At 64.1% G+C, this 22,282-nt stretch carries 17 protein-coding genes; 13 read left to right on the top strand and 4 right to left on the bottom strand.

Going from position 1 to position 22,282, the window contains the following annotated elements:
* Nucleotides 1–185: 185 nt before the first annotated feature.
* Complete coding sequence (gene dnaE / locus BGRAMDRAFT_RS08750) at nucleotides 186–3,776, top strand: DNA polymerase III subunit alpha (protein WP_006048349.1); 3,591 nt, start codon at nucleotides 186–188, stop codon at nucleotides 3,774–3,776.
* A gap of 13 nt (nucleotides 3,777–3,789) precedes the next feature.
* Here dnaE and BGRAMDRAFT_RS08745 read toward each other — a convergent pair whose 3' ends face one another.
* Nucleotides 3,790–4,575 carry a glycosyltransferase family 2 protein gene (locus BGRAMDRAFT_RS08745; protein ID WP_006048348.1) on the bottom strand — a complete coding sequence of 262 codons (786 nt, stop codon included), beginning with the start codon at nucleotides 4,573–4,575 and terminating at the stop codon, nucleotides 3,790–3,792.
* 237 nt (nucleotides 4,576–4,812) lie between these two features.
* On the opposite strand from BGRAMDRAFT_RS08745, the gene msbA reads away from it, so the two are divergent.
* Complete coding sequence (msbA, locus tag BGRAMDRAFT_RS08740; protein ID WP_006048347.1) at nucleotides 4,813–6,606, top strand: lipid A export permease/ATP-binding protein MsbA; 1,794 nt, start codon at nucleotides 4,813–4,815, stop codon at nucleotides 6,604–6,606.
* A gap of 147 nt (nucleotides 6,607–6,753) precedes the next feature.
* Here msbA and BGRAMDRAFT_RS08735 read toward each other — a convergent pair whose 3' ends face one another.
* Nucleotides 6,754–7,086: a hypothetical protein gene (locus BGRAMDRAFT_RS08735; protein ID WP_006048346.1), complete on the bottom strand. Its 333-nt coding sequence runs from the start codon at nucleotides 7,084–7,086 to the stop codon at nucleotides 6,754–6,756.
* 249 nt (nucleotides 7,087–7,335) lie between these two features.
* Here BGRAMDRAFT_RS08735 and BGRAMDRAFT_RS08730 point away from each other — a divergent pair, with 249 nt between their 5' ends.
* A complete protein-coding gene (locus BGRAMDRAFT_RS08730; protein WP_006048345.1) occupies nucleotides 7,336–8,253 on the top strand; it encodes a recombination-associated protein RdgC in 918 nt (305 codons plus the stop codon).
* Nucleotides 8,254–8,445: 192 nt separating this feature from the next.
* Here BGRAMDRAFT_RS08730 and BGRAMDRAFT_RS08725 read toward each other — a convergent pair whose 3' ends face one another.
* Both BGRAMDRAFT_RS08725 and BGRAMDRAFT_RS08720 read right to left on the bottom strand, forming a co-directional pair.
* Nucleotides 8,446–8,910 (bottom strand): VOC family protein, encoded by a 465-nt coding sequence (locus BGRAMDRAFT_RS08725; protein ID WP_006048344.1) that lies wholly within the window; start codon nucleotides 8,908–8,910, stop codon nucleotides 8,446–8,448.
* 189 nt (nucleotides 8,911–9,099) lie between these two features.
* Nucleotides 9,100–10,779, bottom strand: a complete 1,680-nt coding sequence (locus tag BGRAMDRAFT_RS08720) for an SH3 domain-containing C40 family peptidase (protein ID WP_006048343.1) — start codon at nucleotides 10,777–10,779, stop codon at nucleotides 9,100–9,102.
* A 195-nt stretch (nucleotides 10,780–10,974) separates the two neighbouring features.
* On the opposite strand from BGRAMDRAFT_RS08720, the gene BGRAMDRAFT_RS08715 reads away from it, so the two are divergent.
* The 10 genes from BGRAMDRAFT_RS08715 to BGRAMDRAFT_RS08670 all read left to right on the top strand — a co-directional run bounded on the left by BGRAMDRAFT_RS08715 (nucleotide 10,975) and on the right by BGRAMDRAFT_RS08670 (nucleotide 22,282).
* Nucleotides 10,975–11,400, top strand: coding sequence for a TOBE domain-containing protein (locus tag BGRAMDRAFT_RS08715; RefSeq protein ID WP_006048342.1), 426 nt, complete (start codon nucleotides 10,975–10,977; stop codon nucleotides 11,398–11,400).
* 87 nt (nucleotides 11,401–11,487) lie between these two features.
* Entirely contained in the window at nucleotides 11,488–11,988 is a 501-nt protein-coding gene (locus tag BGRAMDRAFT_RS08710; protein WP_006048341.1) for a GAF domain-containing protein, read from the top strand.
* A 21-nt stretch (nucleotides 11,989–12,009) separates the two neighbouring features.
* Nucleotides 12,010–13,740: a putative bifunctional diguanylate cyclase/phosphodiesterase gene (locus tag BGRAMDRAFT_RS08705; RefSeq protein ID WP_044020653.1), complete on the top strand. Its 1,731-nt coding sequence runs from the start codon at nucleotides 12,010–12,012 to the stop codon at nucleotides 13,738–13,740.
* A 102-nt stretch (nucleotides 13,741–13,842) separates the two neighbouring features.
* Nucleotides 13,843–14,082, top strand: a complete 240-nt coding sequence (locus tag BGRAMDRAFT_RS08700; protein ID WP_006048339.1) for a type II toxin-antitoxin system ParD family antitoxin — start codon at nucleotides 13,843–13,845, stop codon at nucleotides 14,080–14,082.
* Entirely contained in the window at nucleotides 14,079–17,225 is a 3,147-nt protein-coding gene (locus tag BGRAMDRAFT_RS08695) for a CheR family methyltransferase (protein ID WP_006048338.1), read from the top strand. Before BGRAMDRAFT_RS08700 ends, BGRAMDRAFT_RS08695 begins: the two co-directional genes overlap by 4 nt.
* Nucleotides 17,226–17,227: 2 nt before the next feature.
* Nucleotides 17,228–17,605 carry a response regulator gene (locus tag BGRAMDRAFT_RS08690; RefSeq protein ID WP_006048337.1) on the top strand — a complete coding sequence of 126 codons (378 nt, stop codon included), beginning with the start codon at nucleotides 17,228–17,230 and terminating at the stop codon, nucleotides 17,603–17,605.
* Between the two features lie 190 nt (nucleotides 17,606–17,795).
* The gene (locus BGRAMDRAFT_RS08685; protein WP_006048336.1) at nucleotides 17,796–18,815 is read left to right on the top strand and encodes a chemotaxis protein CheB; all 1,020 of its coding nucleotides are present in this window, start codon (nucleotides 17,796–17,798) and stop codon (nucleotides 18,813–18,815) included.
* Between the two features lie 194 nt (nucleotides 18,816–19,009).
* Nucleotides 19,010–20,785, top strand: a complete 1,776-nt coding sequence (locus BGRAMDRAFT_RS08680; protein WP_006048335.1) for a methanol/ethanol family PQQ-dependent dehydrogenase — start codon at nucleotides 19,010–19,012, stop codon at nucleotides 20,783–20,785.
* On the top strand, nucleotides 20,766–21,665 hold the full coding sequence (locus BGRAMDRAFT_RS08675) for a substrate-binding domain-containing protein (protein ID WP_006048334.1): 900 nt from the start codon (nucleotides 20,766–20,768) through the stop codon (nucleotides 21,663–21,665). Before BGRAMDRAFT_RS08680 ends, BGRAMDRAFT_RS08675 begins: the two co-directional genes overlap by 20 nt.
* Nucleotides 21,662–22,282 carry a c-type cytochrome gene (locus BGRAMDRAFT_RS08670; protein ID WP_006048333.1) on the top strand — a complete coding sequence of 207 codons (621 nt, stop codon included), beginning with the start codon at nucleotides 21,662–21,664 and terminating at the stop codon, nucleotides 22,280–22,282. The genes BGRAMDRAFT_RS08675 and BGRAMDRAFT_RS08670 overlap by 4 nt, the downstream gene beginning before the upstream one ends.

Here is a 22,282-nt window from a genome sequence, read left to right as displayed (position 1 = left end):
GCGTTAGCGCAAACCACGGCCAAACTTACGCGCCTGTATGTCGCCGCACGATGCCGCCGCGCGAACAAAGCGACGCGCAGAAAAGCCTGGAAACTGTCGACGCCCGCGGCTCGCGCGTCAGCGTCTTAGGCCGGATGGCTAACGCGCGGTTTTGCGGCTGAAATCTCCGGGAGGCTGGGGTTACAATGTCGCCCATGTCAGATCCCCGCTTCGTCCATCTCCGCGTCCACTCCGAATTCTCGATCGCCGACGGCATCGTGCGTCTTGACGACGTCGTCAAGGCGGCCGCCAAAGACGGTCAGGGCGCGCTCGCTCTCACCGACCTCGGCAACGCGTTCGGTCTCGTTCGTTTCTACAAGGAAGCGCGCGGCAAAGGGGTCAAACCCATTGCCGGCTGCGACGTCTGGATCACGAATCCCGACGACCGCGACAAGCCTTCGCGCCTGTTGCTACTGGTGAAAGACCGGCGCGGCTATCTGAATCTGTGCGAGTTGCTAAGCAAGGCTTCGCTCACGAACCAGTATCGCGGACGCGCGGAAATCGAGGCCGGCTGGTTGGAATCCGGCCTCGGCGAAGGCTTGCTCGCGTTGTCGGGCGCGCAGCAGGGCGACATCGGCTTGGCGCTTGCCGCCGGCAATCAGGAGGCGGCCAAGCGCAACGCGCTGCACTGGGCGAAGGTGTTTCCGGGCGGCTTCTACATCGAGTTGCAGCGCTGCGGTCAGCCGGGCGGCGAGCAGTACGTGCAGCAGGCGGTCGCGCTCGCGGCGTCGCTGAAACTGCCGGTGGTCGCCACGCACCCGATGCAGTTCATGACGCCCGACGACTTCACCGCGCACGAAGCGCGCGTGTGTATTTCCGAAGGCGACATTCTCGCGAATCCGCGGCGTCAGAAGCGCTTTACGCCCGAGCAGTATTTCCGCACGCAAGACGAAATGACCGCGCTGTTCGCGGACATTCCGTCGGCGCTTGCCAATACGGTGGAGATCGCCAAGCGCTGCAATCTCACACTCGAACTCGGCAAGCCGAAACTGCCGCTCTTTCCGACGCCCGACGGCATGTCGCTCGACGACTACCTCGTGCATCTGTCGAAAGAGGGCCTGGAAAAGCGTCTCGAGCAGTTGTACCCCGATGAAGCCGAGCGCGCCGCGCAGCGCGACACGTATTACCAGCGGCTCGAATTCGAGTGCGGCACGATCATCAAGATGGGCTTTCCGGGCTACTTCCTGATCGTCGCGGACTTCATCAACTGGGCAAAGAACAACGGCGTACCGGTGGGGCCGGGCCGGGGTTCGGGCGCGGGCTCGCTCGTCGCGTACGCGCTCGGCGTGACCGACCTCGATCCGCTGCGCTACAACCTGCTGTTCGAACGTTTCCTGAACCCGGAACGTGTGTCGATGCCCGACTTCGACATCGACTTCTGCCAGCACGGCCGCGACCGCGTGATCCAGTACGTGAAGGAAAAGTACGGCGCGGACGCCGTCTCGCAGATCGCGACCTTCGGCACGATGGCGGCGAAGGCGGCGGTGCGCGACATCGGCCGCGTGCTCGATCTCGGCTATATGTTCACCGACGGCATCGCCAAGCTGATTCCGTTCAAGCCGGGCAAGCACGTCACGATCGCCGACGCGATGAAGGAAGAGCCGCTCTTGCAGGAGCGCTTCGACAACGAAGACGAGGTGCATCAGTTGCTCGAGCTCGCGCAACGCGTCGAAGGTCTCACGCGTAACGTCGGCATGCATGCGGGCGGCGTGCTGATCGCGCCCGGCAAGCTGACCGACTTTTGCCCGCTGTACACGCAGGGCGACGAAAGCGGCGTCGTGAGCCAGTACGACAAGGACGACGTCGAAGCCGTCGGCCTCGTCAAGTTCGACTTCTTGGGCCTGACCACGCTCACGATTCTCGACTGGGCCGAGCGCTATATCCGCCGTCTCGATCCGTCGAAGAAAGACTGGTCGCTCGCGCAAGTGCCGCTCGACGATCCCGCGTCGTTTTCGATTCTCAAGAAAGCGAATACGGTCGCCGTGTTCCAGCTGGAAAGCCGCGGCATGCAGGGCATGCTGAAGGACGCGCAGCCCGACCGCTTCGAAGACATCATCGCGCTCGTCGCGTTGTATCGTCCGGGCCCGATGGACCTGATCCCGAGTTTCTGCGCGCGTAAGCACGGGCGCGAAGTGGTCGAGTATCCGGATCCGCGCGTCGAACCTGTTCTGAAAGAGACCTACGGCATCATGGTCTACCAGGAGCAGGTGATGCAGATGGCGCAGATCATCGGCGGCTACTCGCTCGGCGGCGCAGACTTGCTGCGTCGCGCGATGGGCAAGAAGAAGGCCGAGGAAATGGCCCAGCATCGCGAGTTGTTCCGCCAGGGCGCCGCGAAGAATGGCCTGACCGGCGAGAAGGCCGACGAAATTTTCGACTTGATGGAGAAGTTCGCGGGCTACGGCTTCAACAAGTCGCACGCGGCCGCGTATGCGTTGCTCGCGTATTACACCGCGTGGCTGAAGGCGCACCATCCGGCGGAATTCATGGCGGCGAATATGTCGCTCGCGATGGACGACACGGACAAGGTCAAGATCCTGTTCGAAGACTGCATCACGAACAAGATGACGGTGCTGCCGCCGGACATCAACCTGTCGGCGTATCGTTTCGAACCGGTTGCGGAGCCTGACGGCAAGCGCTCGAAAACCATCCGCTACGGCCTGGGCGCAATCAAGGGCAGCGGGCAGAATGCGATCGAAGAAATTTTGCGCGCGCGCGAAGACGGTCCGTTTATCGACATCTTCGATTTCTGCAACCGGATCGACCGTCGCGTGGTTAATCGCCGCACGGTCGAAGCACTGATTCGCGCCGGCGCGTTCGATACTTTGCATCAGAATCGCGCGCAACTCATCGCGTCCGTTTCGCTCGCGATGGAAGCCGCCGAACAGGCGAGCGCGAATGCGTTGCAGGCCGGTTTGTTCGATATGGGCGACGCGCCGTCGCAAGGCCACGAACTCGTCGACGAACCCGAGTGGCCGGAAAAGAAGAAGCTCCAGGAAGAGAAGGCCGCACTCGGCTTTTATCTGTCGGGCCATCTGTTCGACGCCTACAAGGACGAAGTGCGGCGCTTCGTGCGGCAGAAGATCGGCGAATTGAAAGAAGGGCGCGACAAGCTGGTCGCGGGCATCATCGCGTCGCTGCGCACGCAGATGACCCAGCGCGGCAAGATGCTGATCGCGCTGCTCGACGACGGCACCGGTCAATGCGAAGTGACGGTGTTCAACGAGACTTTCGAGGCGAACAAGCAACTCTTCAAGGAAGACGAGTTGCTGGTCGTGCAGGGCCAGGCGCGCAACGACGCGTTCACGGGCGGCATCCGCTTCACGGTGGATACGGTCATGGACCTCGGCCGCGCACGCTGCCGTTACGCAGAGGCCGTGAAAGTGAAGATGAACGGCAACGCCGACGCGCTGGCGCTGCGGCGCGTGCTCGAAGCGCATAGCGCGGGCAAGGATGAGCCGCAGGCGGCGCCGGCACCCGCGGCTTCGGCGCGCGGCAACGGCGGCGGGCGCAATGGCGGTAGCGGCGGCTTCGGTGGCGGCTACGGCGGCGACAACGGACGCCAGCGTCAGCCGGTGCAAATCCCGAACGGGCTCGCGGTTCAGATCGTGTATCGAAGCGAGAATGCCGAGGGCGAAATGCGTCTTGGCGACGCCTGGCGCGTGAAGCCGACCGACGAATTGCTGGCCGATCTGCGCGGCCAGTTCGCCGGCAGCGCGATCGAGATTGTGTATTAAGGGTGTGTCGCTGCTACGGGCGTTGCTGTGAGCCCGGCTTCGAGCGCGACGCTTCCCCGAGTCGCGCAAGCTTCAGAAACCGGTAGTACACCGTCTCCGCGTTGAACATCGCGATCATGAAGCCGGCGCGGCCGTCCAGAAAGCCTCGGCGCAACAGGTAAGTCCGCACAAAGGCCCACGCGCCGCGGCCAAGCGCCTTGCCGAAGCTGCCGCGCTGGCCCGCCGCATGACGCTGCAGCGCGCCGGCGCTCGAATAGGCATCGAGTTTGCGCAGCACGGACTCGAAGTCCTCGTACGAGTAGTGCATCAGCTTGCCGGTGAGGCGTTGCGCGGGCGTGTCGAAGACAAGCCGTTCGTGAACGAGGTCGTCCGAGAAACGCGCGGCGCCGCGCTTGAAGAGGCGCGGAATCCAGTCCGGATACCAGCCGCTGTGATGAATCCAGTGCCCGCAAAAACTCGACAAACGGTCTACCGCATAGACGTCGGCGGCGGGTGCCGCGAGCGCCGCGCGGATCGACGCGGCGAGCTCCGGCGAAACGATCTCGTCGGCGTCGAGCGAGAGAATCCAGGCGGTGTTGAGCGCGTTCACCGCGCGGTTCTTTTGCGGGCCGAAGCCTGGCCAGTCGGTCTGTTCGATCACCTGGGCGCCGTGCGCGCGGGCAATGTCGGCAGTGCCGTCGACGCTGCCGCCGTCGATCACGACAATCTGGTCCGCAAAGGCCACGGACCGCAGGCATTCGGCGAGCCGCGCCGCCGCGTTTTTAGTGATGATGGCGACGCCGAGGGTAGTTTCTTGCATACCTGAAGTGGTGATGGCGAGTGGCGTGAAGGCGGAGCGACGCAAGGGATCGCGCGGTGAGGCGCAACGGGCCGCGCAAGTATACCCGGGCAATACGATGCTTCGGCAAGCGGCGCAACCCCCCAAAAACGTCGGCCGAGCGTCCACACCAACCGTTTACAATGCTGCTTTTCGATCTTCGCGCCGCGGGCAGCCGGTCGCCGGCGCGAATCTCGTTCCGCATTCCCAGAGGATTCCTTGAGCGCGAAGCCAACGTTAAGCAAACCCATCGGTGAAGGCGAAGCGTCGTCGCCCGCCGTCGTTTTCCGGCGCCTGTGGCCGTTCGTCAAGCCGCTCTTGTGGGTGATCATCGGGGCCATTATCGCGATGGCCGCAAGCGCCGCCACCGACGCCGCCATTCCCGCGTTGCTCAAGCCGCTGCTCGACAAAGGTTTCGGCGCGCATGCAAGCGATAACGCGAAATGGTTCGTGCCCGTCGCCGTGATCGGCCTCGCGCTGATTCGAGGCGTGTCGCAATATGCGTCCGGTTATCTGCTCGCATACGTCTCCAACAAGATCCTGCTCGAACTGCGGCTGCGCATGTTCGACCGCATGATTCACACGAGCGTCGCGTTTTTTCAGCGCGAAACCGCGAGCACGGTGATCAACGCGATCGTCTTCGAGGTCAACCAGATTCTCAACGTGCTGTTGAGCGTGTTGGTCACGCTGGTGCGCGACTCGCTCACGGTCGTCTTCCTGCTCGGCTATCTGTTCTATCTGAACTGGCGGCTCACGCTGATCGTCGCGGTGCTGCTGCCGGGCATCGGCTGGCTAGTCGGCAAGATCAATCGCCGGCTGCGGCGGCTGAACCGCGAGCATCAACTGCTGACCAACGAGCTGTCCTACATCGTCGAGGAAACCGTGGGCGGCTACAAGGTCGTCAAGGTTCATAACGGCGAGAAGTACGAGATGGACCGCTTCTCGTCGATGAGCAAGCGTCTGCGCGGCTACGCGATGCGCATGACGGTCTCGGGCGGACTCGCTCAACCGCTGACGCAGTTCCTCGCGTCCATCGCGCTTGCCGTCGTGATCACGATCGCGGTGGTGCAGTCGTCGTCGGATCAGACCACGGTCGGCGGCTTCGTCGCCTTCGTCACGTCAATGCTGCTGATCATCTCGCCGCTCAAGCATCTGATGGATGTGAACCAGCCGCTGCAGCGGGGCATGACGGCGGCCGAGCTGATCTTCGGCCTGATCGACGAACCGGCGGAGCCAGCGGGCGGCGGCAAGCCGCTCGAGCGCGCGCGCGGCGAAGTGGAGTTCCGCGACGTCTCGTTCATGTACAGCGCCAACGCGACGCACAATCGCCACACGCTGGACAAGGTTTCGTTCAAGGTGGCGCCGGGTGAAATGGTCGCGCTCGCGGGTCCGTCGGGCAGCGGCAAGACCACGCTGGTGAACCTGCTGCCGCGCTTTTTCGATCCGACCGGCGGCGAGATTCTCGTCGACGGCGTCGCGCTTCCCGAGTACGACCTGCACGCGCTGCGCAGCCAGATCGCGATGGTGAGCCAGGACGTCGTGCTCTTCAACGACACGGTGGCCAACAACGTCGCTTACGGCCAGACGGCCGATCGCGACAGGGTGACCGCGGCGCTACGCGCGGCCAACCTGTGGGACACGGTCGACGCGATGCCCAACGGCATCGACACGCTCGTCGGCGACAACGGCATGATGCTGTCCGGCGGCCAGCGCCAGCGTCTCGCGATCGCGCGCGCCATCTACAAGGACGCGCCGATCCTGATTCTCGACGAAGCCACGTCGGCGCTGGATTCGGAGTCCGAGCGCCACGTGCAGGCCGCGCTCGAAACGCTGATGAAAGGCCGCACCACGCTCGTCATCGCGCACCGGCTGTCCACCATCGAGCGCGCGAACCGCATCCTCGTGATGGAGGCGGGGCATATCGTCGAGTGCGGCAGTCATCGGGAACTGCTGGCACAGAACGGGTTGTACGCGCATCTGCATCGGATTCAGTTTCAGCAGAGTGCGGCATAAGTGTCCGGCAGTTGCGTCGCCTGCCAGCGGCGTCTCCGTTCCACGGTTCTGGTTACCCGACCGGGCCGCGGGACTTGCTGGAAGATGGCAACGCTGGCTTGCTAGTGCCGATCGGCGTGCCGTTGCCGGGTGATTGACGACAGACGCTCAAACACCGCCCGTGACCAGCGGCAGCACGGTCAAATCCGGATGCGTGCCATCGACAATGCTGCGTCCCACGTGCACGCCTTCGTACAGCGCGTCGTCCTTGCTGGCGAAGCTTTCCTCGCCGTCCGCATGAAATGGGACCGCGTGACCGGGAATCGACGGGTCCGCGCCCGGATGACAGACGTAGCCGACATACGTGTAGCGGTTATTCGCCTCGTTCGGCGGCGCGTAGGACGCGTTGCCTTCGTCCGGCTCATTCTTTGGCATGAGCGCCACGTGAATCTCGAAGCCCTCGTATTCGACCATTTGCCAAGGTGCGGTTTCGTCGGCCATGGCCGCCTCCGTCTTCGTCGCGCATATCGGAAAGTCTAGGCGATTTAGCGGCGAAGCGCGGGCCTCGACGACTACGGCAAAACCATTAAACGATTACGGCTTGACCGCGCCTCAGACGAATGGCCACCGACGCAGCACATTGCGGACTTTTCATGAAGCCCCAGCGGACATCGGCCAATTGGCCACCGCAGTTGCTTGACCAGCGCCGTCATATAGAATGACGCGCTTTGCCCGTCGGACATCTCGCCTATGTGGTTCAAAAACCTACAGCTTCACCGTCTTCCCGCTCCGTGGTCCGTCACGGCGGAACAAATGGAAAAGTGGCTCGTGCCGCACGCGTTCGCGCCCGGCAATAGCGTCGAAATGCAAAGCCAAGGCTGGGCGTCGCCGCGCGATAACGACTCGCTCGTTTATGCGCTGAACGGCCAGTTGCTGCTCACGTTCCGCACGGAGAAGAAGCTGCTGCCGGCTTCGGTCGTCACGCAAGTGACGAAAGCGCGTGCCGCCGAACTCGAAGAGCAGCAGGGCTTCAAACCTGGCCGCAAGCAGATGCGCGAACTCAAGGAGCAGGTCACCGACGAACTGCTGCCGCGCGCCTTTAGCATTCGCCGCGATACGCGCGTGTGGATCGATTGCCGCAACGGCTGGCTGGTGATCGACGCGGCGTCACAGACGGTCGCCGACGAAGTGCGCGGCCTGCTCGTGAAGTCGATTGATCAGTTGCCGCTTGGCACGGTGCGCGTCACGCAATCGCCGGTCGCGGCCATGACCGAGTGGCTGCTTTCCGGTGAGGGGCCGAGCGGCTTCACCGTCGATCAGGATACCGAATTGCGCTCGCCGACCGAAGGCAACGCGACGGTCCGTTACGTCGGCCATACGTTGGACGCGGAAGATATGCGCCGTCACATCGAAGCGGGCAAGCAATGCATGCGGCTCGCGATGACGTGGAAGGACCGCGTGTCGTTCGTGCTGACGCCTTCGCTGACGATCAAGCGCATTGCACCGCTCGACGTGCTGAAGGAAGCAAGCGACCCAACCGTTCAAGGCGACGACGAGCTGTTCGATTCCGACTTTACGCTGATGACCGCGGAGCTCGAGCGCATGCTGGGCGATCTCGTCGATGCATTGGGTGGTGAAGAGGGCGATGCGATGGCGCGGGCGGCTTGAGAGAGGGGTGGTTTGCAGCGGGGAAAGTTACCCACAGATTCTGTTTGCAAGGCTGTGCATAACTACCCCGCAATCTCCGCAACTCATTGACGCGCTGGCCGTTTTTGCAGAGACATCGAAGTTGGGCACGCTTGCGCGCGCCCGGCTTTATAACGGCCCACAGCGACCATCGTCGCCAAACGGCAGAAGACGTTACTTCATCGCCGCCATCGCCTGCTCGATCTCTTCCTTGCTCAGATCGCGCTTGTGCGTGGCCAGCGACCAGCTATGCCCGAACGGGTCTTTCAACTGGCCGTAGCGGTCGCCCCAGAACATGTCGGTGACCGGCATCTTCACGGTCGCGCCGGCATTGACAGCTTGCTGAAAACTTGCGTCGACATCTTCGACATAGTGGTGAATCGTCACCGGCGTGCCTTGCAGATGATTCGGGCCGAACGCCTGGTGCTCCGGCCATTCGTCGGTGAGCATCAGCATCGAATCGCCGATTTTCAGGCACGCGTGCATCACCTTGCCGCCCGGCCCTGGCAAGCGGAACTGCTCGACGGCGTTGAAGGCTTTTGTATAAAACGCGATGGCTTCGGCGGCGTTGGCGCAAATCAGATACGGCGTGAGCGAGTGCATCCCGTCCGGGATCGGTTTGACAGCGGGGCTGCTCATGACGGCGACTCCTTGAAGTAACTGGTTCGTGGATTGAAAGTCCGACTGTTTCAGCGAGCCTTTCAACGTTACGACGAACGGGTCGCCACCGAATCGACACTCCGAAAAAAATATTTCGCGCACGTACGCACGTACGCACGTGCGCGCGTACGCGCCCCGGCTATTAGTCCTACGGATCGTTAGACGACGTTAGCCCGCCGGATTGTCCTCATCAGCCGGTGCGGCGGGCGTCGGCGCGGAACCCGGCGAAGGCGCCGACGCGCCGGTCGGCGCACCGAGTATGCTGATCTGGAACGTCGGCGTGCCCGCGAGCGATTGCAGCGTTGCGTCCTCGGGAATGTGTTCGAGGAGCGGCAGAATCACCGAGCCGCCGATCACCGCGCGCCGGCTGTTGTCGGACGGACGCAATCCCCAGATGTCCTGATAAACCACCGGCACGGTGACGCCGTTGCGAGTCGTATTGCCGATGTAAAGCATCACATGCCCGCCGATGTAGATCAGCGTGCGCAGCGGCACGCCATGCGCGGCCAGATAGTCAAGCCGTTGCGCGGGCGTCGACGCGGACAGATCGATCATGCGCCCGGCGCTCATCTGCGTGGACGAATGGCGCGGCAGCCACACGCCAAAGGTCGCGAAGATGCTTTGCAGTTCCGACGAACAATCGTTGTAGAGGCCGCTGTTGCCCCAGCCATAAGGCCGGCCGATCAGCGCTTTCATCAGCGTCGCGAGATGGCGCGGCGTGGCGGCGAGCGGCATCGGCGCAATCTGCGTGTCGTCGAGTTCGGCCGTGCGGATCAACGCCTCGCCTTCCGCGCCGCGCGCGGGCACGAGGACCGTGCGATGTGTCGGCGGTGGAGGCGCGGCATTGGCGTCCATGCCCGTCTCATTGTCGTTCGAACTCACATCGGACGCTGGCGCGGAAGCCCGCATCTTTCCAACCCGCATCGCGCGATCCGCCGACGCCGCCACCAACGGCAGCAGCGTGCCTGCGGGCGCCTCGAAGCGGAACACGCCGCGGCTATCGCGCACCGGCGTAAAAGCACCGATCACCGCACCGAGCGATTTCGCACTCGCGGCGCGCCAGCTATCGACGAAACGCTCGCTCGCCATGCCGACGCCGTCGCTGCGCACCCAGCCTTGCACATCGGGCGTCTGCACGTAATGCCATGCGCCGTCGACGCTCGTACCGAGCACATACAGCGGCGTGCCCGGCCGCACGGCGGAGATTTGCAGGTTGTCGAACGGATAGCCTTCGCCGGCCAGACGGTGATCGTAGAACGACGGGTCGGTGGTCGGCAGTTCGCGCACCATCAGATTGGTGGTCGCGATCGCGCGCCGCGCCGGCTGGTAGACCGGCGCGTCGGTGAACTGCGCGACGTTCATATTGCGCGCGATGGCGTCGATCCACGCCTTGTCGTGCGGACGAAAGTTCTCGCCATAACCGATGCCCGCGCCGCTCTTGCCGGTATTGTCGAAGCGGGCGATGCGGCGCTGCTGCAGCGCGGCGACATCCGCGCCTTGCTGGCGATAGACGCGCATCGTCACATACGCGGAGTTCCACGGCGACGGCGCGCTCGTCCCGGTGCCGAAGTAGCGGGCGTAAAGCGCCTGGAAATGCGCCTGCTGATCGGCGGGGCTCAGGAACGGCTTGTCGTAGCCGGCGCTGTCGGGCTCGAGCCAGTGATCGACGTTCTGGTCGTAGGCGGCGAGCGGAAAGAGCGTGAGGTTATCGGCGGCGATTCGCGCGTCATGCGTCTGGGACGGATTGCTGCAAGCGGCCAGAGCCGCGAGCGACGCGAGCGCCATGAACGACGCCACACGGCGCCAGGCATGCGGCAACGCGTGTGCAATGCGGGCAACGCGGACCATACGAACAACGCTCACAACGCGCCCAAAATAAACAACGCGCACAACGCGAAAAGGAACGGCTAAAGACATGAGTTCGGCAAAGAGAGTGCAAGGGAGACTGCAAGGGCACGATGATACGGCGTTGCGCCTTCCATTACACTTGACCGCCAGCTAAAGCAACACATCAGCGCTTCCCAAACTCCAAAGGAGCCCAACATGAAAACGAGCGCACGCAATCAGTTCGCAGGCGAAATAGTTCAGCTCACGCACGGCGCCGTCAACGACGAGGTCACGCTGCGAACCGCCGACGGCCTCGACATCGTCGCCATCATCACGCACGGCAGCGCTAAAACGCTTGGGCTCGCCGTGGGCAAGCAGGCGTTTGCGCTGGTGAAGGCATCGTCGGTGATCGTGATGGTCGACGTATCGAAGGACCAGGTGTCGGCGCGCAATTGCATCGCGGGCACGGTGACCGCCGTGACGACCGGCGCGGTGAATTCCGAAGTAACGATCGGCGCGGGCAGCGCGCAGATCGCCGCGATCGTGACCAACGAGAGCGTCGAGCGCCTCGGCCTCGCGGTCGGCCAGGCGGCGACGGGAATCTTCAAGGCGTCGAGCGTGATCGTCGGCGTCGAGTCGTAGTGGCCGCATTCCAGTGATCGAGCAAGCTGCTTGCTTTACACTGGAGCGCCACGTTGCATCGTTTCCCGCCTTCATCACGGACCCGTCATGTTCGAAGTCTCCTCCGCATCGCACTTGCCCAAGGCCGCGCAATACGAAGAACTCGTCGCGCAGGCGCGCGCGCTTCTCGCCGGCGAAACCGACTGGATCGCCAACGCGGCCAACTTCTCGTCGTTCGTGTTCCATTCGTTGAGCGATCTGAACTGGGCCGGCTTTTACTTTCATGACGGCCGCGAACTGGTGGTCGGGCCTTTCCAGGGCAAGCCGGCGTGCGTGCGCATTGCGCTCGGCAAAGGCGTCTGCGGCACGGCCGCGCAAACGCGCGAGACGCAGATCGTGCGCGACGTCCACGAATTCCCCGGCCACATCGCGTGCGATTCGGCGTCGCAATCGGAAGTTGTCGTGCCGCTCGTCGCGCCCGACGGCACGCTGATCGGCGTATGGGACGTCGATAGCCCGGTCCTCGCGCGCTTCGACGAAGAAGACGCGAAGGGCATGGAGGCGCTGTGCGCGGTATTCATCGAAGCGGCATTGCCGCGCGCGTCGTAGTCACCGCACAGACACCGCGTTTTGAACACGACCCACGCCGGCGGGACGCAAGCCGAGTCGCGTCTTGCACAAGAAGCGCCGGCCTCGGCACTAGCCGCCGCACTAACCGCCGCTCCCTTCGGCATGTTAATTTGCGACGAGCGCGGCACCTTTCAGTTCGTCAACGCGGCGCTAGAAAAGCTGACCGGATGGAGCGCCGACGAACTGATCGGCCGGCGCAGCTTCGAATCGCTGCACGATCCCGCCGAACTCGCGAGACGCCGCGCCGAACTGCCGTCGCTCGCGGAAATCGGCGCGCGCTACGAGGGTGAATGGACGTACCTGCGACGCAGCGGCACATCGGTGCGCGTCGTACTCGCGCTGTCGCCGCTGCCTGCGTGTTCCGACGCCACAGCCTGCCACGCGTCCGACGCGCGTTACGTCGGCGTGGTCGTCGACATGACGCGCTATGCGCAGTCCGAGGCGCGCCTCTGGTACGTCTCGCATCACGACGGCGTCACGCGTCTGCCGAATCAGACGCTCTTCACCGAACGTCTCGAGCTGACGATCTCACGCTGCGCACGCAGCCACGCTTCCTTTACCGTGCTGATCGCCGAACTCGATCATCTGCGTAAGCTCCGCGACGCGCTCGGCCTGCATGCGGCCGAACTGGTGCTGCAGATCGTCGGCGAACGCTTGCGCGGACTTTTTCCCAACGACGGCACGATCGCGTCGATCGGCGGCACGCAGTTCGCGCTGCTGATCAACGAAACGGGCGCCGCCGCCGACGCATTCGCCGCGGAGGCGCTCGCGCGCATCGCCGAGCCGATCGACTATGGCGGCACGGCGCTCAACATCGCGGCGAGCATCGGCATCGCCGCGTATCCGGACGACGGCGGCGACGCGGCCACGCTCATGCGGCGCGCGGGCGTCGCGCTGTCGGCGGCGTCGGCGGTGAACGGCAATGCGGTCCGGCGTTTTTCGACGGCGCTCGAAGGACAGGCCGCGCGTCGCTTCCAGATCGAGACGATGCTGCGCGAAGCATTGGGGCGCCGGCAATTGCACCTCGTGTATCAGCCGCAGGTGACGCTCGCCAACGGACGCATCGCGCAAGTCGAAACGCTGCTGCGCTGGAATCATCCGCAGCGCGGCATGATCAGCCCCGCGGAATTCGTGCCGGTCGCCGAAGAGTCCGGCTTGATCGAGCAGATCGGCGAGTGGGTGATCCGCACCGCGTGCCGCGAAGCGGGCAGGCTGCTGCGGCTGACCGGCAACTTGCCGCGCGTGGCGGTCAACGTGTCGCCGCAGCAGTTCCGGCGGCCGGACCTGTTCGACACGATTCGCGACGCGCTCGACCAGGCCGCGCTCGATCCGTCTTACCTGGAAGTGGAGATCACCGAAGGCGCGTTGCTCGGCGATGTGGACCAGGCGCTGGAAACCTTGCACGCATTACGCGAACTCGGCGTCGAAATTGCCGTCGACGACTTCGGCACGGGCTATTCCAGCCTCGCGTATTTGACGCGTTTTCCGTTGAACCGCCTGAAGATAGACCGCTCGTTCGTCGCGCGCATGGGCAACGATCCGCAAAGTCTTGCGCTGGTCGGCGCGATCATCGCGATGGCGCATGCGCTCGAGCTGCGCGTCACGGCCGAAGGCGTCGAAACACCGGAGCAGGCGGCGCAATTGCAGGCGCTCGGTTGCGACGAGGCGCAAGGCTTCTGGTTTTCGCGACCGGTGACGGCATCGGGACTGCGGAATTTGCTCGGGCCGTAGAACCGCGTTCAAGCGCCGCCAAGTCGGAAACGTCTGCAAAAATTCATGCCAGGTGGGAATCGCAAGGTAGTATAAACAACCACCCTCGCGATTCGAAACGCCATGCCGGCCAAGTACGCAATAAGCATTAGCCTGACGGAGCATCTCGCTTCGTTTATCAAAACAGAAATCGCCTCTGGCCGTTATGGCACGGCCAGCGAGGTCGTGCGCGCGGGCCTGCGCCTGCTTCAGGAACGAACCCCCGGCCGCGCGGTTGCGGACGACAGCGACGGCACCGCGAGCCTCAAGCGCAAGCAGCGCGCCCGTGCGCGGGAACGCGCTCTGCTGGCGGAGAAGTCATGATGCCAGCAAATAATTTTCCAGTAGTGGGCGTGGGCGCTTCAGCGGGGGCTGTCGAAGCACTCGAAGGATTTTTCCGCGGCATGCCGCAAGCCCCCGGCCTTGCATTCGTGATCGTCACGCATTTGAGTCCGGACCGCGAAAGCCTGCTTCCGGAAATCATCGCGCGATTTACGTCGTTGCCGGTGCATGTCATTACCGATGGCATGCAGATCGAAGTCGATAACGTGTACCTGTTACCGACCGACGCCGTGCTGAGCGTCGAGAAACGCGCGCTTCATGTTCAGCCGCAGGACAGTCATCGGCGGGAACGCAAGCTGATCGACGTTCTGTTCAGCAGCCTCGCCGCGGAGTTCGGCGAACTGTCTGCCGGCGTCGTGCTGTCCGGCGGGGATTCGGACGGAACGCTGGGCATCAAGGCCATCAAGGAGCGCGGTGGACTGACGCTCGCCCAGGCGGCGGACGGCTTCGGCCCGCAGCATCCCGACATGCCGGGCAGTGCGATCGCCACTGGACTCGTCGATTTCGCCGTGCCGGTCGGGCAGATGGGCGAAAAGCTCGCCACCTTCGCAACGGGCGCCTTCATGCTCGACGGGCTGGCCGGAAACGCGACCGCGCAAGCTCAAACGTCGGAGTTCGACGTGGCGCGCGAAGCGATCTATGCGATTTTGCGCAACCAGGTCGGACACGATTTCAGCGGCTACAAGGTCAAGACTTTCGTGCGCCGCGTGCAGCGGCGCATGCAGGTCCTCGAGATCGGCACGCCCGACGCCTACGTGGCGCGGCTCTCCACGGACTCGCAGGAAGTCACCGCTTTGTTCCGCGACCTGCTCATCAACGTGACCAGTTTCTTTCGCGATGCGCAGGCGTTCGAGACGCTCGCGAGCGTCGTGATTCCCAAGCTGTTCGAGGGGCGCAGTTCGGCCGACACGGTTCGCGTGTGGGTGCCCGGTTGTGCGACCGGCGAAGAAGTCTATTCGATCGCGATTCTGATGCGCGAGCATTTCGACGGCCAGGCCGATACGCCGCGCGTGCAGATTTTCGCAACCGACATCGACGACGGCGCGCTCGCCGTGGCACGCGCGGCGCGTTATCCGTTAGCGCTGCTCGACGGCGTTTCCGAGGAACGCCGGCAGCGCTTTTTCCGGCTCGAGGGCAGCAGTTATGTACTGGCCAAGGACGTACGCGATCTCTGCATTTTCTCGCCGCATAGCGTGATTCGCGACCCGCCTTTTTCGCGTATCGACCTCGTGTCGTGCCGCAACCTGCTGATCTATCTCGGCGCCGACGTGCAGAACCAGGTGATCCCGACGTTTCACTATGCGTTGCGTCCGGGCGGCTACCTTTTTCTCGGCACGTCGGAGAACGTCAGTCAGTTCGACGAACTGTTCGTGGCTGTCGAGAAGAAGCACCGGATCTTCCGCCGTCGCGCCGACGTGTCGCCGCAGATCCGTTTGCCCATGACCGTCTCTGCGCTGCGCGTCGGGCATCCGGCCGCGCTCGCGCCCGGCCGGCCCGTGCTCGGCAGCGGCGCAATGCGTCATACGGTCGATACACACATGCTCGAGCGGTTCACGCCGCCGCATGTGCTCGCCACGCGCGACGGCGACGTCGTCTATTTTTCGAGCCGCACCGGCAAGTATCTGGAAGCCGCGCCCGGCGTCCCGTCGCGCCAGCTCTTTGCGATGGCGCGCAAGGGTCTCGGCCTCGACCTGCGCTCGGTGTTCCGCGAAGCGGTCGAATCGGGCAGAGCGGTGACGCGCGATGGCGTCGCGGTCGAGGGAGAAGACGGCCGCGTGCAGATTCTCAGTCTGACGGTCGAACCGCTGAACGGAAACCCGCAGAACGAGCGAATGTACCTCGTCGTGTTCGCGGATCAAGGCCCGGGTCTGAGCCGCGAAGAAGCCATCGCGCGCGCGCAGTTGCCGCGCGACGGCACGGTGGCCGAAGCCGAAAAAGAATTGCGCGACACGCGCGAACGCTTGCAGTCGATGATCGAGGAATACGAAACCGCGCTCGAGGAACTGAAGTCGTCGAACGAAGAACTCGTCTCGGTCAACGAGGAACTGCAGTCGTCCAATGAAGAACTGGAGGCGTCGAAAGAAGAACTCGTTTCGCTGAACGAGGAACTGCATACCGTCAATCTCGAACTGAACGGCAAGATCGAAGCGCTCGACCGGGCGAACACCGATCTGCAGAATCTCTTTGAAAGCACGTCGGTTGCGACCGTGTTTCTCGATCGCGACCTGGTGATCCGTTCGTTCACGCCGGCGATGAACGGCATCTTCCACATTCGCCCGACGGATCGCGGCCGGCCGATCACCGAACTCGCGAGCCGCCTCGATTTGCCGGGGCTCGAGAAGGACATTGCGACCGTCTTTCGCACCAATGCGCCGCGCGAACGGCACGTGAGCAGCAACGACGGGCTGACGCACTTTCTGATCCGCCTCGCGCCGTACCGCAACGGCGACCGCGCAACGGACGGCGTCGTGGTGGCGTTCGTCGACGTCACGGGAATGGTCCATGCTGAAGAAAGGCAGAGTGTCCTCATTGCCGAGTTGCAGCATCGCACCCGCAATCTGCTGGCTGTCATCCAGTCGATCGCACAGCAGACGCTTCCGGCCGCTCCCTCGCTCGAAACGTTCATCAGCCGTCTCGCGGCGCTCGGACGTTTGCAGGGACTTATCGGCGAAGCGAACGGCGATCTCATCAATCTGACCGACATCGTGCGGCTGGAACTGGAGGCATTGGGGGTCGCGGACAGCGAGCGGATCGCCGTGGCCGGTCCGCCGGTGCCGCTCGGATTCCGCAACGTGCAGACGGTCGCGCTGGTGTTGCACGAACTGGCGACGAATGCCGTCAAGTACGGCGCGCTCAAGGATTGCGAGGCGCGGCTCGAAGTCACATGGGACGTGCGCAATACGGCGTCCGGTGCCGCCTCGCTCGTGATCGACTGGACCGAGAGCGGTCTGCGCTCAGTGCCCGACTCGTCGAGAACGGGCTTTGGCCGGCGGCTGATCGAGAAAGCGCTGAAGTTCACGCTGCATGCAACGACTGAACTCGCGTTCAAGACCGACGGCGTCTCATGTCACATTGAGATACCGCTGCCATCGCCACGCGTGCGCAGCGGTTCGCAGGAGGGATAGAAATGGGCAGTGTCGCCAAATTGCTGCAGGGCCGGCGAGTCATGGTGGTCGAAGACGACTACCTGGTTGCGCTGGCGCTGTCGAGTGCGCTCGAGGACGCGGGAGCCAGTGTCGTCGGTCCCATCTCGGGCGCGCAGGAAGCGGTGGCCATGATCGAAGAAGGCAAGGAGCAGGTCGACGTCGCAGTTCTCGACGTCGATCTGAACGGCGAGAAGTCATACCGGGTCGCAGATGCGCTTGTGTCGCGCAATATCCGCTTTGTATTCGTGACCGGTTATGGCGCGGACGCCGTCGATGGAGAGTATCGTCAGTACGAGCGTTGTCAGAAGCCGTTCGACCATCAGATGCTTTTCAGGGCGCTGACAGTCGGCACGCGATAACGGGCGAATCCCGTAGCCGTAGTGCCGCAGGCAATGGGTTGAATCATCGAGGCAAGGACAATCCGTCAGGCGGTCATGACACTGGTTTTAAGCTGAGCTGATGGCGATTGCGCGCGTGCGCAGCCAAAAAGGCCGCGCGCGCCGGACGACAGGCTTGCCATTTGCTGCTCCTCTCCAGCGGAGGGCATTCATGGCAAAGATTTCGAATGGGCGGGACATCGTCGTCGTTGCAGCGTCGCTCGGCGGCCTTCAGGTGCTGAAGAAGATCGTCGGCGTGCTGCCGGCCGATCTTCCGGCGAGCGTGTTCATCGTCATGCACGTCGGCACGTGGCCGAGCCAGTTGCCACATCTGCTTGCGTCGGACAGCCGGCTACCGGTAGTCCATGCATCGGACGGCGAAGCAATCGAGAAGGGCACGATCTACGTCGCGCCACCCGACCGCCACATGTTGCTGCGCGACGATACGGTGGTGCTGTCGACCGGACCCAAGGAAAACTTCGCGCGCCCGGCCGCCGATCCGCTGTTTCGTTCGGCGGCGGTCAATTATGGCGCTCGCGCGATCGGCGTCGTGCTGACCGGCAAACTGGACGACGGCGCGGCGGGACTGAAGGCGATTCACGCGTGCGGCGGCTTCACCATCGTTCAGGACCCGTCGACTTGCGCGGCGCCCGACATGCCCGACGCTGCGCTTAAAGCTGTTCCCCCCGACGTGGTCGCGCCGATTGACGACATCGGTCCGGCCATCGTCAGGGCCTTGACAGACCGCACACCGAGGCGCATCGACATGGACGAAAGCGAGCGCGCCGCGCTGGAACTGAAGATTGCAGCGACCGGCTATTCTTCGCCCGCGGAAATGGAGCGGATCGGCCACCGAACGAGCCTGACCTGCCCGGAGTGCGGCGGCGTGATCTGGCGTATCGGCGAAGGGTATCCGCTGAGGTATCGCTGCCATACCGGGCATGCGTTTTCCGCGATGTCGCTCGAGTCGCGCCAGCGCTCCGGCGCCGAAGACGCGCTGTGGTCCGCTGTGCGGCGCCTCGAAGAAGAACTGCTGCTGGTACGCGAGCGGCTTTCGCTTGCCGAAGCGACGCACAGCGACGACGCCGAAGCGCTGCGCGACGAGATAGCTCCGCTCGAGGCAGCGGTCGAGGCCGTCAGGCGCCTGGCGCTCGAGTCGGCCAAGTCGACGAGCAGTCAAAAGGTCGGCTAAGCGGCGGCCAGTCTGCCACAACATTTCAGCCCGGTATGCGTTGAAAAATAGTCCGGGACCAGTTGCTATTGCTGCCACTAAAGCAGCGTGATCGACGCCGCCAGTTCGACTCACACGCCGCTGCCGCTTCGATCTCACCCTCATGCACGAATTTTGCTGGATGCGCCTCGAGTGCCTTGCAACGGGAGCGCATCATGGCGTGGGCCAGACCGGTACGGAACCTGATGGCGGCGTTAGCGGCGGCGTCGCTCGCCTATGGTTCGACGGCCTGCGCTCAGACCAGCGACGGCGACTGGCCGATGGCGGCGAAGAATTACCAGAACACGCGCTACAGCGAACTCGCTGAAATCAACACATCGAATGTGAGCCGGTTAAAGCCCGCGTTCACCTTCTCGACCGGCGTGCTGCGCGGCCAGGAAGCGGCGCCGCTCGTCGTGTCGAATACGATGTTCATCGTCACGCCGTATCCCAATCGCGTGTATGCGCTCGATCTGACGAAACCCGGCGCTCCCGTCAAATGGCAGTTCGATCCGGCGCCCAACGCGAGCGCGCAGGGCGTCGCATGTTGCGACGTTGTGAACCGCGGCGCCGCGTATGCGGACGGTCGAATCTTCATCAACACGCTCGACGCACAAACCATCGCGCTCGATGCCGCAAGCGGCAAGGAATTGTGGCGCACGCGGCTCGGCGACATCAGCCGCGGCGAAACGACGACGATGGCGCCGCTCGTCGTCAAGGGCAAGGTGCTGGTCGGCAATAGCGGCGGCGAACTCGGCGTGCGCGGATGGCTGACCGCGCTCGACGCCGCGACCGGCCGCATCGTCTGGCGCGCGTATAGCACCGGACCCGACAGCGATGTGCTGATCGGCGATCAGTTCAAGCCCTGGTACGGACAGGACAAGGGCAAGGACCTCGGCGTGAGCACCTGGCCGTCCGGTGCGTGGAAGATCGGCGGCGGCAATGTGTGGGGCTGGATTTCCTACGACCCCGACGCCAACCTGATCTATTACGGCACCGCGAACCCCGGCCCGTGGAATCCCGAGCAGCGTCCCGGCGACAACAAATGGACGGCCGGCATTTTCGCGCGCGATCCCGACACGGGGCAGGCGCGCTGGTTCTATCAATGGAGCCCGCACGATCTGCACGACTACGACGGCGTCAACGAAAACGTGCTGCTGACGCTCACCGTCGGCGGCAAGCCGAGGCAAGTGCTCGTGCATCCGGATCGCAACGGCTACGTGTACATGCTCGACCGGTTGACCGGCGAAGTGTTGTCGGCGAAACCGTTTGTTCATATCACGACGAGCGAGGGCGTCGATCTCAGGACGGGGCTGTTGAAATACAACCCGGCAACCGAACCGAAGGTCGGCCATTCGGTGCGCAACATCTGTCCGGTGTCGCCTGGCGGCAAGGACTGGCAGCCGTCCGCGTGGTCGCCGCGCACGGGCCTGCTGTATATCCCCCACCAGAATCTGTGCGAGGACGCCGAGGCTTACGCGACGAGCTACATCGCGGGTACGCCGTACGTGGGCGTCGATACGAAAATGTACGCCGGGCCCGGCGGCAATCGCGGCGAGTTCTCCGCGTGGGACCCGATTGCGGGCAAGAAGGCGTGGTCGATCAAGGAAGACTTTCCCGTGTGGAGCGGGGCGCTTGCCACGGCCGGCGACGTCGTTTTCTACGGCACGATGGACGGCTGGTTCAAAGCCGTCGACGCGCGCAGCGGTGCGCTCTTGTGGCAGTTCAAGACAGGCTCCGGGATCATCGGCCAGCCGGTTGCGTATCGCGGCCCGGACGGCAAGGAATACATCGCGATCCTCGCGGGCGTCGGCGGATGGGCCGGCGCGATCGTCTCGAACAATCTGGATCCGCGCGACGGCACAGGAGCCAAGGGCTTCGTCAACGCGATGCGCGATCTGCCGCAGCGCACGACCAAGGGGGGCACGCTCTATGTGTTCGCGCTTCCTTGAAATGTGTGTTGCGCGGCGTCTGGGTGGGCTGCCGCGTGCGGTTATTTTCGGTGTGCTGGGTTTGCTCGCCGTTGCGCTTGGCGCATGCGCTCATCGACCTGTCGACGAAGCCGCGTCCGGCGCGACCGAACTGCGCGTCTGCGCCGATCCCGACAATCTGCCGTATTCGAAAGAAGACGGCAGCGGCTTCGAAAACCACATCGCGCAGGTGCTCGCAAGCGACCTGCATCTGCGCCTCACTTACGCGTGGCTTCCGCAACGCCGCGGGTTCGTGCGCAAGACGGTCGGCGCGGGCTTATGCGATGTGTTCATCGGCGTGCCCGACGGCTTTGAGCGTCTGCTGCTGACGCGGCCTTACTATCGGTCGAGTTATGTGTTCGTGCAACGCGCGGCGGACCCGCCACTCGACGGCTTTGAACCGCGTGCGCTGTCGCAGCGCCGCATCGGCGTGCAACTGATCGGCGACGACCTCGCGGCGACGCCGCCCGCTTACGCGCTCGCGCGTGCGGGCGCGACCGACAACGTGACCGGCTATACCGTCTACGGCGACGGTCCCGCAAGCGAGCGCATGGTGAACGACATCGCGGCGGGCCGCATCGACGTCGCGCTTGGCTGGGGTCCGCAGCTTGCGTACTTCGCGACTCGCGCCGCTGTGTCGCTGACGGTCGAACGAGCCCGCCCGCCGGCTGGCTCGGCGCTGCCGTTCGAGTTCTCGGTGGCGGTCGGCGTGAACCGCGCGAAGCCGGCGTTGCGCGATGAACTGCAAGCGGCGCTCGATCGTCGGCACGCGGAGATCGATGCGATTCTCACGGACTACAACGTGGTTCGCGTGGACGCGCCGCGCGCGGTGTCGTCGGCTGCGAGGGAGAGTGCGCGATGACAGCCGCCCGCTTTCGTCGACAGATGCCTCGGGCGCTCTGGCTCATCGCGCCGGCCGTGATCGCGAGCGTCGCGTGCCTCGCGGGCTGCGAACGCGAGCAGCGGCAATTGCACACGCCGCCTCCGGCTGCATCGGCGGCTTCGGCGGTGACCATGAGTTCGATACAACCGGTCGCTTCCGCCGTGACGACGAGCTCGACTCAACCCGTGGCCGCCGCTGTGAGCGCTACCGTTAGCAATCCCTATGAAAATAACGCGTACGCGGTCTCGCAAGGCAAGCGCCTGTTTCGCGCGTACAACTGCAGTGGTTGTCACGCGCAAGGCAGCGGCGATTCGGGTCCGGCGCTGATGGACGATAAGTGGATTTACGGCGCGGACCCGGCCAGCGTGTTCACGACCATCAAGCAAGGCAGGCCGAACGGCATGCCGGCGTTCGGCGGCCACGTTTCCGACGATCAGATCTGGCAAATCGTGGCCTACGTCCGTTCGATGAGCGGCCAGTTGCGCTCCGATATCGAACCGCCGCGCAGCGACAGTCTGCAGGCCGGCAAGCCCGAACAACGGCGCCCGCCGGAAGAGCCGAAGCGCTCTTCGGTGCCGCCCGCCGCGGAGCACTGA

This window comes from Paraburkholderia graminis C4D1M (assembly GCF_000172415.1).
Taxonomy (GTDB): Bacteria; Pseudomonadota; Gammaproteobacteria; order Burkholderiales; family Burkholderiaceae; genus Paraburkholderia; species Paraburkholderia graminis.
The sequence above is the reverse complement of the archived record's forward strand: the minus strand, read 5'-3'. Positions and strand labels throughout refer to the sequence as shown.